This window comes from Salibacterium halotolerans (assembly GCF_900115625.1).
Classification (GTDB): domain Bacteria; phylum Bacillota; class Bacilli; order Bacillales; family Marinococcaceae; genus Salibacterium; species Salibacterium halotolerans.
This window is the reverse complement of the sequence record NZ_FOXD01000007.1, coordinates 114,488-127,900: the sequence shown is the minus strand read 5'-3', so window position 1 is coordinate 127,900 and position 13,413 is coordinate 114,488. Positions and strand designations below refer to the sequence as shown.

At 47.0% G+C, this 13,413-nt stretch carries 16 protein-coding genes; 6 read left to right on the top strand and 10 right to left on the bottom strand.

From position 1 onward, the window contains the following. Positions 1-187 precede the first annotated feature (187 nt). From ahpC to BM124_RS07940, 4 genes are all read left to right on the top strand, one after another. A complete protein-coding gene (ahpC, locus tag BM124_RS07955; RefSeq protein WP_093336604.1) occupies positions 188-751 on the top strand; it encodes an alkyl hydroperoxide reductase subunit C in 564 nt (187 codons plus the stop codon). Positions 752-867: 116 nt separating this feature from the next. Then, positions 868-2,397 carry an alkyl hydroperoxide reductase subunit F gene (gene ahpF / locus BM124_RS07950; protein ID WP_093336602.1) on the top strand — a complete coding sequence of 510 codons (1,530 nt, stop codon included), beginning with the start codon at positions 868-870 and terminating at the stop codon, positions 2,395-2,397. Positions 2,398-3,107: 710 nt separating this feature from the next. Then, positions 3,108-4,355 carry a YeeE/YedE family protein gene (locus tag BM124_RS07945; RefSeq protein WP_093336601.1) on the top strand — a complete coding sequence of 416 codons (1,248 nt, stop codon included), beginning with the start codon at positions 3,108-3,110 and terminating at the stop codon, positions 4,353-4,355. Between the two features lie 163 nt (positions 4,356-4,518). Next, entirely contained in the window at positions 4,519-4,890 is a 372-nt protein-coding gene (locus BM124_RS07940) for a DUF3221 domain-containing protein (protein WP_170841038.1), read from the top strand. A 173-nt stretch (positions 4,891-5,063) separates the two neighbouring features. Here BM124_RS07940 and BM124_RS07935 read toward each other — a convergent pair whose 3' ends face one another. After that, positions 5,064-5,336, bottom strand: a complete 273-nt coding sequence (locus BM124_RS07935; RefSeq protein WP_093336598.1) for an ammonium transporter — start codon at positions 5,334-5,336, stop codon at positions 5,064-5,066. 157 nt (positions 5,337-5,493) lie between these two features. Continuing rightward, a complete protein-coding gene (locus BM124_RS07930) occupies positions 5,494-6,222 on the bottom strand; it encodes an NAD-dependent protein deacylase (protein WP_093336596.1) in 729 nt (242 codons plus the stop codon). 119 nt (positions 6,223-6,341) lie between these two features. On the opposite strand from BM124_RS07930, the gene BM124_RS07925 reads away from it, so the two are divergent. Together BM124_RS07925 and BM124_RS07920 are read left to right on the top strand one after the other, a co-directional pair. Next, positions 6,342-6,848: a DUF1648 domain-containing protein gene (locus BM124_RS07925; protein WP_093336594.1), complete on the top strand. Its 507-nt coding sequence runs from the start codon at positions 6,342-6,344 to the stop codon at positions 6,846-6,848. Between the two features lie 184 nt (positions 6,849-7,032). After that, positions 7,033-7,206: a nucleotidyltransferase domain-containing protein gene (locus BM124_RS07920; RefSeq protein ID WP_093336593.1), complete on the top strand. Its 174-nt coding sequence runs from the start codon at positions 7,033-7,035 to the stop codon at positions 7,204-7,206. Between the two features lie 179 nt (positions 7,207-7,385). Here BM124_RS07920 and BM124_RS18535 read toward each other — a convergent pair whose 3' ends face one another. From BM124_RS18535 to BM124_RS07890, 8 genes are all read right to left on the bottom strand, one after another. After that, positions 7,386-7,556: an RCC1-like domain-containing protein gene (locus BM124_RS18535; RefSeq protein WP_139217088.1), complete on the bottom strand. Its 171-nt coding sequence runs from the start codon at positions 7,554-7,556 to the stop codon at positions 7,386-7,388. Positions 7,557-7,585: 29 nt separating this feature from the next. Continuing rightward, positions 7,586-7,828: a hypothetical protein gene (locus BM124_RS18530; RefSeq protein WP_139217087.1), complete on the bottom strand. Its 243-nt coding sequence runs from the start codon at positions 7,826-7,828 to the stop codon at positions 7,586-7,588. 10 nt (positions 7,829-7,838) lie between these two features. Further along, positions 7,839-8,243, bottom strand: a complete 405-nt coding sequence (locus BM124_RS07915; RefSeq protein WP_139217086.1) for an MFS transporter — start codon at positions 8,241-8,243, stop codon at positions 7,839-7,841. A gap of 252 nt (positions 8,244-8,495) precedes the next feature. After that, a complete protein-coding gene (locus tag BM124_RS07910) occupies positions 8,496-9,776 on the bottom strand; it encodes a TRAP transporter large permease (protein WP_093336589.1) in 1,281 nt (426 codons plus the stop codon). Then, positions 9,773-10,291 carry a TRAP transporter small permease gene (locus tag BM124_RS07905; RefSeq protein ID WP_093336588.1) on the bottom strand — a complete coding sequence of 173 codons (519 nt, stop codon included), beginning with the start codon at positions 10,289-10,291 and terminating at the stop codon, positions 9,773-9,775. Before BM124_RS07905 ends, BM124_RS07910 begins: the two co-directional genes overlap by 4 nt. Before the next feature lie 21 nt (positions 10,292-10,312). After that, complete coding sequence (locus BM124_RS07900; protein WP_093336586.1) at positions 10,313-11,350, bottom strand: C4-dicarboxylate TRAP transporter substrate-binding protein; 1,038 nt, start codon at positions 11,348-11,350, stop codon at positions 10,313-10,315. Between the two features lie 14 nt (positions 11,351-11,364). Then, positions 11,365-12,588 carry a glucuronate isomerase gene (locus BM124_RS07895; RefSeq protein WP_139217085.1) on the bottom strand — a complete coding sequence of 408 codons (1,224 nt, stop codon included), beginning with the start codon at positions 12,586-12,588 and terminating at the stop codon, positions 11,365-11,367. Positions 12,589-12,606: 18 nt separating this feature from the next. Beyond that, positions 12,607-13,263, bottom strand: a complete 657-nt coding sequence (locus BM124_RS07890) for a GntR family transcriptional regulator (protein WP_093336583.1) — start codon at positions 13,261-13,263, stop codon at positions 12,607-12,609. Between the last annotated feature and the right edge of the window lie 150 nt (positions 13,264-13,413).

Here is a 13,413-nt window from a genome sequence, read left to right as displayed (position 1 = left end):
TTCGTTCATTGATTATTAACAATTCAGGGCAGAAAAGAGAATCTGCACCGTGGATATGTTGACAAATCGACAATAATTATTGATAATTTTTATTAGGAAAAAAACATTACATCATTATTGCATGTCTTTATCAAGACAATATAATAATGAGTATACATCAGTATTTTTAACAAGGAGGACATGCATCATGTCATTAATTGGAAAAGAAGTAGAATCATTTGAAGCGAAAGCTTTCCATCAAGGCGATTTCATTGACGTAACCCAGGATAATTTCAAAGGTCAGTGGAGCGTCGTCGTTTTCTATCCTGCAGACTTTTCTTTCGTCTGCCCGACGGAACTGGAAGATATGCAGGAACAGTATGCGGAACTTAAAAAACTTGGTACAGAAGTGTATTCCGTTTCCACAGATACACACTTTGTACACAAGGCATGGCACGAAGCATCGGACTCCATCAATAAAATCGAGTATACCATGATCGGCGATCCGTCCCAGCAGCTTTCCCGCAACTTTGATGTGCTGCGCGAAGACGAAGGTCTGGCTGACCGCGGTACGTTCATCATTGATCCGGACGGCGTGATCCAGACGGTGGAAATCAACGCAGACGGCATCGGCCGTGACGCAAGCACCATCATAAGCAAAATCAAGGCAGCGCAGTATGTACGTGAAAATCCGGACGAAGTATGCCCGGCTAAATGGGACGAAACCGGTGAAACACTGAAGCCGAGCCTTGACCTGGTAGGTAAAATTTAAGAGAAGCACCGTTAGACGCAGCAAAATAAAAACATGACAGTTTTTTGGAGGGGTTCGACGTTTGACGGCGTCGAACTTCCTTACTGTAGAGATAAAACGAAAGAGAGGGTCCCTCTATGCTCGATCAGGAGATTAAGTCACAGCTTAAAGAGTATTTGAAACTGCTCGAAAACGATATTGTTCTGAAAGTACAGTTCGGGTCAGACGATGTCTCAAAAGAAGTAGATGAACTCGTGCAGGAAATCACGGGTATGTCTGATAAAATCACGATGAAACAGGGAGAATTCCCGAGAGTGCCGAGTTTCAGCGTAAACCGCCCCGGCGAAGATACAGGTGTTGTATTCTCCGGCGTACCGCTCGGCCACGAATTTACGTCCCTGATTCTCGCTCTGCTGCAGGTGAGCGGCCGCGCTCCGAAAGAAGAAGAGCAGGTGCTTGAACAAATCAGACAGCTTCAGGGTCCGCTTCACTTTGAGACCTTTGTCAGTCTGTCCTGCCACAACTGCCCGGATGTGGTGCAGGCGCTGAACCTTATGAGTGTCATTCACCCGGATATCACCCATACGATGATTGAAGGGTCGGCCTTTAAAGATGAAGCAGAGAATAAAGATGTTATGGCTGTTCCATCTGTCTACTTAAATGGTGACTCCTTTGTGGACGGACGCCAGACGCTGAAAAGCATCCTCGAAAAGCTCGGGAATACCGCTGTGGATGTGGACGCCCTCAACGATAAAGATCCTTTTGACATGCTTATTGTCGGCGGCGGTCCCGCAGGTGCCAGTGCCGCCATTTATGCTGCAAGAAAAGGCATCCGTACCGGCATCATAGCCGATCGTTTCGGCGGCCAGGTGGCGGATACGAAGGGCATTGAAAACTTTGTCACGACCAAGTACACGGAAGGACCGCAGCTGACAGCGAGCCTTGAGGAACACGTCCGCGACTATGATGTCGATATCATGGACTCCATGTTCGCCAAGTCACTTGAGAAAAAAGACGACTTCGAGCTGGAACTTGAAAACGGCGCTACGCTGCAGAGTAAGACTATCGTTCTTTCTACGGGGGCGAGCTGGAAAACGATTGGTATACCAGGCGAAGCGGAATTTACAAATAAAGGCGTTGCCTACTGCCCGCACTGCGACGGCCCTATGTTTGAAGGAAAAGACGTTGCTGTCATCGGTGGAGGAAACTCCGGTATTGAAGCTGCGATCGATTTGGCCGGTATCGTCAAGCACGTCACGATCCTGGAATTCCTTCCCGAATTGAACGCAGACAGCGTGCTGCAGGAGCGGGTGCACAGTCTCTCCAACGTGACGGTCATCACCAATGCACGCACGTCTGAAATTTACGGAGACAGTAAGGTGCAGGGTCTGAGTTATGTGGACCGCGAATCTGATGAAGAGCGCAGCATCGAACTCGCCGGTGTTTTCGTTCAGATCGGCCTTGATCCAAATACCGCGTGGCTTGAAGATACCGTCGAAAAAAACAAATTCGGTGAAATCGTCGCGGATAAAACAGGTGCCACCGATGTACCCGGCGTCTTCGCGGCAGGAGACTGCACAGATATGCCGTATAAGCAGATTATTACGTCTATGGGATCCGGAGCTTCTGCGGCCCTTGGCGCCTTTGACCACTTAATACGCAACTGATGAATAGAGGAGTTGTATCAAACAGATACAGCTCCTTTTTTTGAACCATAGGCAGGAGAGGAATGCCGCGCTTGTGCTCTGGAGGATAAGTGCATGCCGTGTATTTCAGCGGGCCGCTTTCGCGCTTTCGGTTGCAAATCCTCCAGCTGTGGACACTACTATCGAAAAATAAGGGTGTTGTATCCACGAATCACCGCTTAGTGTCCACTACGCCGCTGGAATCAGGAATTAGTGGATGCAGGCGTAAATCAAAGGACACTAACCGACGGCGGGGAAGTCTCAGTGTCCCCAAACACTACCTCCGTGGATACTGGGTGTTTTTTCAGGCGATGCAGTGTCCACGAAGCCACTCCGGTCCGGAACAGCCAAAGCCCGATTCCAGATGTGCCGGCCCTTTTTCTGCAAAAAAACAGATACATCTCCAGAGGGAAGAAGACACAGTGAACATCTGCGAGTCGATGCCGCCCTTGTATTCTGGAGGAAAAGTGTCCGTCTGCAGCGCATACTCAATATGTCGACGAGGCATTTTTTTATTCACAGATTTTTGATACAGCCTCTTCTATGATAACAAAAAAACGATAGATCCCCGGTATTCCGGTAAATGAGAAAACTGGGCATATAACTTTACAATATGGTTTAAGGCGGTATATAATATGATTGTTCTAAATCCCTACTAATAATATAGGTATTATAAGAAAGAGGTGGATAATATGGCGGTTCAAGCAGAAGCTGTTACCGGTCATCAACATGAAGGCGCCAAAGAGCCTTCGCTGAATCAAGCCCAGACACCACTTGTTGTCGGGGCACTCATTGTCGCTGCTGTATTAACGGTCTTTCTGGCCCTGACACAGCAGCCAGCCCAGCCGATTCTTTTAATTCTCGGACTTTTACTTGGCTATACGTTATTTCATGCCAGATTCGGATTTACATCGGCGTTCCGGAGATTTGCCTCCGTCGGCAACGGGCAGGCGCTGCGGGCGCATATGGTTATGCTCGCGGTTGCCGTTACGCTGTTCGCTCCGATTCTTGCAATAGGTACAACCTTTTTCGGCGGAGCAGCCACCGGTAATATCGCGCCAATTGGAATCAGTCTGGTTGTCGGCGCGTTCTTATTTGGTCTTGGCATGCAGCTTGGAGGCGGGTGTGCATCCGGTACACTGTACGCAGTAGGCGGCGGCCGCACGGTAATGTTTGTGACGTTGTTCTTTTTCATTATCGGCGCAACGCTCGGCGCTTATCACCTGCCGTTCTGGTCGGAAGAGATGCCGTCATTCGGGTCGGTATCACTCGCAACATCAACCGGACTCGGTTATTTCGGGGCCTGGGTCGTTTCGGTTCTCTTTTTCGGATTCGTTATCTGGTGGACTCTCCGCCGGGAGAAAAAGACACAGCCGCCACGGATGGCTGCCGTTCCAACAGCGTCAGGTTGGAAAAGAGCTCTCCGCGGTTCATGGCCGCTCATTACCGCAGCTGTCGTACTTGCTGTCCTTAACGCGCTGACACTTCTGACCCGCGGCAGCGGCTGGGGAGTCACGTCAGGATTCACACTTTGGGGTTCCCAAGTCCTCCAAACGATGGGAGTCGACGTGGCCAACTGGGGATACTGGCAGGGCAGCGCCGAAACGCTGCAGTCCAGTGTTTTCGCCCACGGCACCAGCGTTTTGAACTTCGGTGTTATTCTCGGCGCCTTCATCGCGTCAGCAGCAGGCGGACTGTTCCGTTTCACCAGTGTCAATGTGAAAAACGTATCTGCCGCTGTCATCGGCGGTCTGCTGATGGGCTACGGCGCCCGTCTGGCCTTCGGGTGCAACATCGGCGCTTATTTCACCGGCATCGCGTCCTTCAGCCTGCACGGCTATCTATGGGGCATTCTCGCCATGGCCGGAACTTTTGTCGCCCTGTTCATCCGGCCGTTGTTCGGACTGTCCGTGCCAAAATCCAAAGACTCCTTCTGCTGACGGATGAAAGATTGATGCAAACAGCACGGCACGGCTAAATGTTACAATAATTGTTTTCACAGTAGAAAGAGGAGCGAAGAAGAGCGCACGTCCAAACATGGGGCGTGCGCTTTTTACATTTGGTGGATGTGATAGAATAGGAGGAAAAAAGGAGGCGGCCGCATTGAAAAAAGTACTGCTTGTGTCACTGGTTGTGGTACTGGGACTGCTATTCTCCGGATGGTTGTTCTTTTCAGAATTTATGTCAGCAGACTCTGACTCCGAACCTTCCAGTCAGAACTTCACCCGTAAAGGTACGATCGTGTCGATGGAAGAGGATAGTGTGCTGATGGTCCAGGGAGCAGAACCGGAAGAAACAAAAGATGAATCCACTAAGAAACTCCTTGAAAAATATGGGGACGGGATATGGTTTGATAGATATGATGTGCAAAACGCGGAAGCTCTGGAACCGGGGATGCAGGTGAAAGTATGGTTCCGGGCCATTAATACCTCCATGCCGGCGTACGGAGAAGCCGTGAGACTGCAGATTCTGTAACGTGCGCTGCGGTTAGTCATGTACAGGCTGGTGGCAGCACAGCTAAACGTCACCATTTTGCAGATTGGCTGTGATTGTGTCCCGTAGAAACGCAGTAAGAGTCACAATTGTTGTTTCAACAGAAGAGAGGGGAACGTAGAAGAGCGAACGTCCAAATAATGGGCGTGCACTCTTTACGTTTGGTGGATGTGATAGAATAGAAGGAAAAACGCATCTGTGCCGAACCATTCTCCGTATGTCGCCCCGAACATCAGCGGAAAACCGAAAAGACTGAATACGACAGATGTTATCAGGATGTCCGTCATAATTTTCAACGCGACGTTGATAGAGTTTTTCGCCCGGGTGAGCCCGGACTTCAGAGCAGTAAAACCAGCCTGCATGCCAAATACCAGCACCGCTCCCAGCATAATCCACACCATATCGATATGAAACTGAAACTCTTCCATAAAGACACCCTTTTGTATGACGGACTTTCGTTTAAATGTAATGAAGTAGTATCACATCATTTCCAATTACAAGCATGTGTTGTCAGATTATTTTTCAAACTTTATGGAAGAAAAGGAAAGGGTGCTGCGATGTTATCATAAAAAAACGGACCCTGAATTAAGGTCCGTCCTGAAGGCAGGCATCCGCTTCGCTGAGCACGGTGCTGATATTTTCTCCCTGAATGAGGAGGTCTGCTTCGTCATCCATGTCGGTCGGCGTTTGATTAACAATGGCAAGCCGGGCGCCCTGCTGTTTTGCCTCCGCTGGAAAATGCGAGGCAGGGGCGACGGTGAGACTGGTGCCGAGAACAAGAAAAAGGTCGGCCCGGGCGGCCTCCTGCTGCGCGGTTGCAATAGCCTGTTCCGGCAGCATTTCACCAAACAACACGATACTCGGCCGGAGAAACCCGCCGCAGACAGGGCAGGTCGTATCATGTTCCAGGTAGCGGCTGTTCTCGGTCTCGTGTCCGCAGGAATGGCAGCGCAGTCCCGCGATGGAACCGTGCAGTTCCGCCGTGTTACGGCTTCCGGCCTGCTGATGAAGCCCGTCCACATTCTGCGTAATTACACTCTGCACAATACTCTGTTCTTCCCACTTTGCGAGAATCCGGTGTCCGGCATTGGGCTCGACGCCGTGCAGCGCCTCGATGCGAGACCGGTAAAATTCAAAGAAATCGCCGCGGTGGTGTTCCATCGCATCCACACTCGCCAGCGCCGCCGGGTCACGGTTTTTCCATAACCCTGTACTCGAACGAAAATCCGGCAGTCCGCTTTCAGTGGACATGCCCGCCCCGGTCATTACCACGGTATGATTCGATTCCTTTAGAATATCTGACAAATCACTCATGCCATCACCTCTTCTTGTGAGCTGTTGTAATTTCCATTATCCTAAATGTAAAGAATAGATTGCAATGATGAAAAATACGAAGAAGGCATAGAAGTGTTTGTTCAAAGGGAGAGGAATGGATGGCAGCATTTCAAGATCGTCCTAAAATCAATATTCCAAAAACAAAAAGCGAAAAAGTGTGGGATATCATCGGGTATTTCTGTTTTTTCTGTTCTCTTGTTTTTCTGCCCCTGACCTGGAGTGCGCTTCCGGAGCAGATTCCCGCCCATTATAACGCAGCGGGGGAGGTGGACCGCTCGGGGTCGAAATGGGAGCTCCTGCTCCTGCCGGGCGTTGGGGTTTTTACTATTATTTTGATGACGCTGTTTGAAAAGTTCCCGGAAATCCACAACTATCCCAAGCGGTTGAATGCGTCCAATGCCGCCCGTTTTTACCGCAACAGCCGGAAGATGGTGAACCAGCTGAAAAATATCTGCCTGATTATGTTTGCCTTTCTTTTAGTGAAGTCTATCACTATTGCACTGGGCTGGAGGGAAGGGGCAGGGGTGTGGATGCTGCCTATTATTCTGATTGGAGTCTTCACTCCGATTGTGACTGGAATGGTGAAGCAAAGAAAAATCGAGTAGCAGGAGAACACGGAGGTGTTCCAGCTGCCGACTTGTTGATGGAAATAGAAAAAAATGCTCTGCCATCTTTTATCCGCCGGTTTCTACTATTTTCGATTGTGTTAAAAGATACTCTCCAACATAAAAATTTGTTGGAATATGGTATAATGAATACAAAAAAACATGAAGATTGTGAGGGATTTGAATGTTAGACGATCTTCAGGAAAAGCGCGGTGTGGTTTTGGAAAAAGCGCAGGAACACGTCATGAAAAATGTAAGAGTGTTTGGTTCTGTCGTACGATCCAAAGCCAATTCTGCAAGCGATCTTGATCTGTTAGTTGATGTTGAAGAAGGAAGAAGTTTATTTGATGCGTTTTAAACAAGACATGGAACATCTTGTTTAATGACAATAAAGTTGTTTAATTTTTGGTGCAATTGCTGAATAACACTTCATGGATGTAACAATAAAGTCTTTTAAATTTGTGGTTTTTCCACAATCGCGCCCGATTGCGGCATAATTTGTGCTTTTAGGTCAATCACCTGCCAATATCGATCAATTCATTGAAATCTAATGCTAGGCAGTTGGATGCCACGCCAACCGCTTACATCACATTGGCCATATTTATTATCACCCACAGCAATCACTGTGCCGTCCGATTTAAGCCCAACGGTCTGGCGACGACCTGCTGCTATGGTAACTTTGGAAATTGACCTTTTCAATTTTTTCACATCCCATCCCTGAAAGCTGTCCTGTTTAATTACCTGGCATGCTCACGGCAAAACCCTTGTTCCACAAAATGGCCTAATGGCGCATCATTGGCACCAACCCTTATTAAAGATTCGCGCCCGATAATTGATACTGCTAAAACATTTAAACCACTCTTAGCAAGTTCAAAACTACAATTACCTGTGCCTGCTCCGATGTCTACAACAATGATCGTTTTCAGCTTAAACGGTCTGGGCTGAAATTTCTGTGAAGGCGGCAGGAGCCAGTAGGCCAATACACTGCCATCACAAGAAACGCGCACGCCAGTTCCAGAGGTCGGTTAATATCCCGCTGAAGACACGGCCGCTCATCCTGCCGAGGCTGTTACAGCTGATGTAGTCACCGACTGCTATCATCATCGCCCGGGTTTTGTACTCTTCACTGATATATGCCATCCCTGCCACCGGAATGCCGGCGAGCCCGGCCGCTTGAAATATCCGTCCGGCCAGCATGATTTCAAAGGCAAGGGCGGCACTTATGATAAGGGTGCCGACAGTTCCAAACCCTATAGCAAGAAATATAATGATACGGCTCCCGAATGCGTCCGATAACGCTGTATAGACAAAAAATCTGATGCCGAGTACAAATAACGGCACCGAAATCAGAAGGCTCGCCATTGTTTCGGATACACCGAATGATTCTGAGAACAAAGGGAGCGGCTGCGGAAATTACAGGTTGGCGAAGGTCATCAGTGCTGAAGCACTGAGTGCCAGCGTTGCAGCCAGAAAGCTTTCGCTTTGACGTCGATCATAGGAGAGCCTTCTTTATAAAAGACATAGGATGTACATAATCTATGTCAGGAATGGTTTTGCGGCTATATTATAGTCCCTGTTAGTATGAAGTGCAAGTAACAAGAATCTGAAAAATAAAGCGGCCCTTCTGCATAGAAGAACCGCTTATGCTTAGCGCATTAATAAATTGGGGAGGAATAATGAAATTTGAGGGAAGATGGCGAGTATGACGACAAGCACAATGATAGATACGATAAAGGGAACCGACTCCTTCATATAATCATACACGGAGACATTGGATAAAGAGCATGCGGTATACATCGTGACACCGATGGGAGGAGTCATTCCGCCCATGGTTACGATGGTCATCATTAGAATACCGAAATGAACCGGATCGACACCTATATTTGTTATGATCGGCAGTAGAATCGGGGTAAGAAGCAAAGTATTAACCGTTGCCTCCATCACCATGCCTGCGATCAGCAGGAAGAGTAATACGATGAACATAATGAGAAATCCATTATCCGTGAGCGCAAGCATGCTCTCGGTTGCCTGCTGTGGCACACGTGCTGATGTAATCGCATATCCAAGAATGGAAGCGGCAGCAATCATCAACATAATCACAGCATTATCTTCAACGGTATTTTTTAGGACTTTATTAAGTTTTTTCCAATCCAGTTCCCTGTAAATAAACATTCCAACTAAAAACGCATAGACGACGGCAAACGCTCCAGCTTCAGAAGCGGTAAAAACGCCAAAGCGGATCCCCACTATCAGAATAACGGGAAATAGAAGCCCCCAAAAGCTTTCTTTGAAGGTTTTCCATACCGTTTTCAACGAAGCGCGTTCCACGTTTGCGGGCTTATACCCTCTCTTCTTTGAAATGAGAGTCGAGGTTATCATTAAAGTGATCGTCATTAAGATACCTGGCACAACACCGGCGATAAACAGCTGGCCGATGGAAACTTCTCCGACGAAGCCGTATAGGATTAAACCGACGCTGGGAGGAATGGTCGCTGTGATCAAAGCACTTAAAGCAATAACGGAAACGGAAAACCCGCCGGAATAACCTTTGGTGATCATCTGCGGAGCCATAATACGGCTCTGCATGGCAGCATCGGCGTTGGCTGAACCGGAAACACCGCCCATCATCGCACTTAATATGATGGAAACATGAGCAAGACCTCCGGCCAAGTGTCCTGTTAACGCATTAGCAAAATGAATAAGACGCTCGGTTATTCCGGTCGCATTCAGTAAATTCCCCGCCAGTACAAAGAATGGGACAGCAAGCAGGGGGAAGGACTGGGTTCCGGATGCAAAACGCTGTATGGCCAAATTAATGGGGAGATTCGGATCCAGCAGAAAATAAATCAACCCGGATATACCAATAGAAAAAGCGATTGGTACATTAAGAATAATTAATAACACAAAAGAAAGTACAACCCAGATCACGATAGTTTCCCCCTTAAATCACTGTCAGTGTCCTCCGTGAGGGACGTCTGCTGATTGCTTCGGAAAAAGAAAGACATCCATTTTATAAGTAGTGTCAAAAGCATTAAAGCGCACCCTGCCGGCACGGACGATGTGATATAGGAATAGCTGATCGGCAGATTCTGTACGCTCCGCAACGCATGATCGAATGCGTGCTGTGTACCATAGATGATAATAATGAGAAGAAAACCGGCAATGAGGCAGTCTGTCACTATATTCAATATTGCTTTTCCTTTTTCAGGAAGTTTGTTGGTGAAAATATCCACGCCTATATGCCGGTTTTTTCGAAGGGCCTGATTGGCCCCGAGAAAGACAAGCCATATAAATAGTAATTGAGCCATCTCTACAGACCAGGCAATAGGGACTCCCAGCCACCTGACCATTGCGGAGTAAAATACCAAAACGACGATGGAGGTGAGGAGCAGCTTGGTAGCAATATCTTCAATTCTTGTTAAGATAACGGCTAGATGTTTCAAGATAGAGTCCCTCCTGTAAAATTACTCGTTTTCAATGATTTCCGTGATCTGGTCCCTCAGTTCCGGATATCCTTCGAATTCTTCATACACACCTTTTGTCGCTTCTTTAAACGGAGCAGTATCCGGTTCGATAATGGTCATTCCTTCGTCTTCCATCATGCTTTCATATTCACTGGAACTATCCATAACGGTTTCAGATGCATACTGGCCCGCTGCTTTGGCTTCTTCATTTACGATATTCTGATATTCTTCCGGCAGGCTGCTGAACCAATCTGCTCCGACAACAAGGCCGGTGATGAGCTGGATATGATTCGTCTTGGAATAATAATCGGCTACTTCATAAAGGCTGGCTCCATGGGTTGCAGAATGTTGGGCTTCTGCACCGTCAATCACGCCTTGCTGAATGCCGGAGTAAACTTCCGCCCAGTCCAGCCCGGTGGCATTTGCTCCCATCGCTTCAATTGTTTCCGTGAAAATATCGGCGCCGATTGTTCTTAAGTTCTGACCGTTCAGGTCTTCCGGAGTCCGTATTTCATTATTGCTGATGATATGTCTGGATCCCTGGAACCAGTTAAATGAAAGGATCTGAAGGTTGTTTTCCGATGCGAGATCTTCTTTCCATCCTGCAAAAAGGTCGGAATTCGTGACTTTTTGAATCTGTTCATAGTTTTCAAAAAGGTAAGGCCCCTGAAGGATTCCGATTTCCTGTTTATAGTCCGACATGATAGCGGCGTCGGCCAGTGTTCCGACATTCGCACCGGAGATGGCCTGTTCCTGTATTTCCGGTGTATCTCCCAAAGATGAGTTAGGAAATAACTCTACAGTTAGATTACCATCAGTTTTTTCTTCCACGTTACTCTTGAATTGTTCCAGTCCTTCATACATGGGATCGTTTTCAGAAACGACAATACCAATCTGCAGCGTATAAGATTCTTCACTCCCGCCGCTGTCCTGAGATCCTTCTCCGTTTTCTTCCCCGCTCCCGCTGGAGCTTCCTCCACCACAGGCTGCCAGGAAAAGAAGACTGGCTGTTGTCAATATAGAAAAAAGTTGTTTCATTGTTTGTTCACTCCTTATTTTTTAGTAATAAAATGCCGGAAGTTCGTTTGAAACATAGCATAGACATCGTTCTCTATATCAGACCGGGATACAGGTATCCCTTTCGTTTCAAGGGCCTCGTAGTGCTTGTACAATAACCCGGAAAACACGTCTTTAAAATGTTTCCACTTATAGATTAATTGTTCCATCACCCGGCAGTCCGAATGCTGTGGAATAAACCGTATTCCCAGCTGGCTCATGCGCATTTGCGTGATCTCTTCCATGAACTGGGGTGTATTTAAATACCACCAGCAGCCAAATACCATCACATTGCGGAACTTTTGCGCGAGAACGGTCAGTTCATATTGGTTTTCCCGGGATAACATAGTAATGAGAAACTTCTGATTCGGATGCTGCATACATATGTTTTCTAAATATTCAAAATTAAATTGTCCGGTACTGTCTCCGCCCATTTGAAGATCAGGGTTAAGTCCTCTTTTTGTTCCTATCATTAAAGATAAAGGCAGGTTATAATCCTGACAGACAGCCAGAACACACCTTTCTAGTAAAGCGCTTTCAACGTTGCTTTTAGGGAAATCCCATGGCAGAGATGCAGCGATATAAACAGGATTCATTGTCTCCACCCAAGAACGTATATACTGTTTCGCCGTTTCAATGGTTTGATCATTCACCGTGTCTGATACAGGAAAGCCATCATTTCTAAGCGTTATGGCGGCTTCGGTCCAGTGACTGATCAAGGGATCGACCCGCAGGGCTGGAAGGAATGTTTCTCGTGAAAATGTTGTATGGCTGTCCCAATACTTCCTTTCGGCAGCATCAAACGGATTATTTGTCATTACAATGGAAGAAATGTTCGCCACCTTCATTAGATACTCGGGGTAATCGTTGTGATCGAAAGCAGCAAAGCGGGATCGAATATCATTCAGATCCCTGGAAAAAGGGATCCCCAGTTCCTGAAGCACCGTCAGTATTCCCTGGGATGCTTCGCTTATGGGAGAACGCTGTACAAACAAGGTGTTCCATACAATCTCCGCCTGTTCCGTTTTGGGCCGTTCGAAAAACGAAGCATACTCCATATCCAACCATAAAAATGCTTCCGATACCAGATAGTGATACGTCAGCAGCTCGTCAATACCGGTTAAACAGAGTTGATGAAACGCTGAAGGAAAAAGATGAGTATGCATATCCAGCACAGGTGTCTTTTGAATGACGTCGTTTACATTTTCCTGAAGATTCATAGAATACCGCCCCATGTTTTACGTTTCGACTCCTTGAAAATAACTGGCATAGCGTTCTTTTAATTCTGCCAGGTCAATATTGACCAAGGATAAATGTTCTTTCATTACGTGTTCAGCTTCGCCCGGTTTCTTATTTTTAATGGCTTCATAAATTTTCTGGTGTTGATTTAAAATCATTTCCCAGTTGTACTCAGAAGCCAGACTGAGCATTCTGGTCCGGTTCAGATTTACCATCATGCTCTGTACCGACTGCCATGTTCTCTGCTTTTTACAGCCGGCAAAAATGATCCGGTGAAAATCCTCATCCAGCTGGAAGATTCTCTGATAGTTTTTCTCTTTTACGCTCATTTCCTGAAGGACAAGGTTTTCTGATAAATCCTGAAGAGCAGTAGCGGAAAGTTTCTCACAAGCCAGTCTTGCGACGGCTATTTCCATGTGCTCTCTCATAAAGCGTCCTTCTTCGACATGTTCTTCATCGATAAGGGAGACAAATGTGCCCCGCTGTGGATAAACATCAATTAACCCTTCCTGGGATAAACGCACAATGGCCTCGCGAATGGGAGTGCGGCTGACGTCAAACCGTTCCGCGAGCTCGTTTTCTGTAACTTTCTGTCCGGGATGGATTTCCAGTTTGATGATCTGATCTTTGATGGCGCTGTACCCATTACTTCTCATAGACTGTTGTGATATTTTCTTTTCCCCCTTTCAAAAAAACAGCTTATTAACATATTTGTATACTAGCATACTGAAAATTTCTTCACAACCTTCAATTTTTAAAAAATGTCAGCGCTTTAATTTCTGGTTGATTTGGATCGGCGATTCTTA

What these genes read in the sequence shown, in the direction of transcription:
- ahpC (WP_093336604.1), top strand. Translation starts at nt 188, where the DNA reads ATGTCATTAATTGGAAAAGAAGTAGAATCATTTGAAGCGAAAGCTTTC.
- ahpF (WP_093336602.1), top strand. Translation starts at nt 868, where the DNA reads ATGCTCGATCAGGAGATTAAGTCACAGCTTAAAGAGTATTTGAAACTG.
- BM124_RS07945 (WP_093336601.1), top strand. Translation starts at nt 3,108, where the DNA reads ATGGCGGTTCAAGCAGAAGCTGTTACCGGTCATCAACATGAAGGCGCC.
- BM124_RS07935 (WP_093336598.1), bottom strand. Translation starts at nt 5,336, where the DNA reads ATGGAAGAGTTTCAGTTTCATATCGATATGGTGTGGATTATGCTGGGA.
- BM124_RS07930 (WP_093336596.1), bottom strand. Translation starts at nt 6,222, where the DNA reads ATGAGTGATTTGTCAGATATTCTAAAGGAATCGAATCATACCGTGGTA.
- BM124_RS07925 (WP_093336594.1), top strand. Translation starts at nt 6,342, where the DNA reads ATGGCAGCATTTCAAGATCGTCCTAAAATCAATATTCCAAAAACAAAA.
- BM124_RS07920 (WP_093336593.1), top strand. Translation starts at nt 7,033, where the DNA reads ATGTTAGACGATCTTCAGGAAAAGCGCGGTGTGGTTTTGGAAAAAGCG.
- BM124_RS07900 (WP_093336586.1), bottom strand. Translation starts at nt 11,350, where the DNA reads ATGAAACAACTTTTTTCTATATTGACAACAGCCAGTCTTCTTTTCCTG.
- BM124_RS07895 (WP_139217085.1), bottom strand. Translation starts at nt 12,588, where the DNA reads ATGAATCTTCAGGAAAATGTAAACGACGTCATTCAAAAGACACCTGTG.
- BM124_RS07890 (WP_093336583.1), bottom strand. Translation starts at nt 13,263, where the DNA reads ATGAGAAGTAATGGGTACAGCGCCATCAAAGATCAGATCATCAAACTG.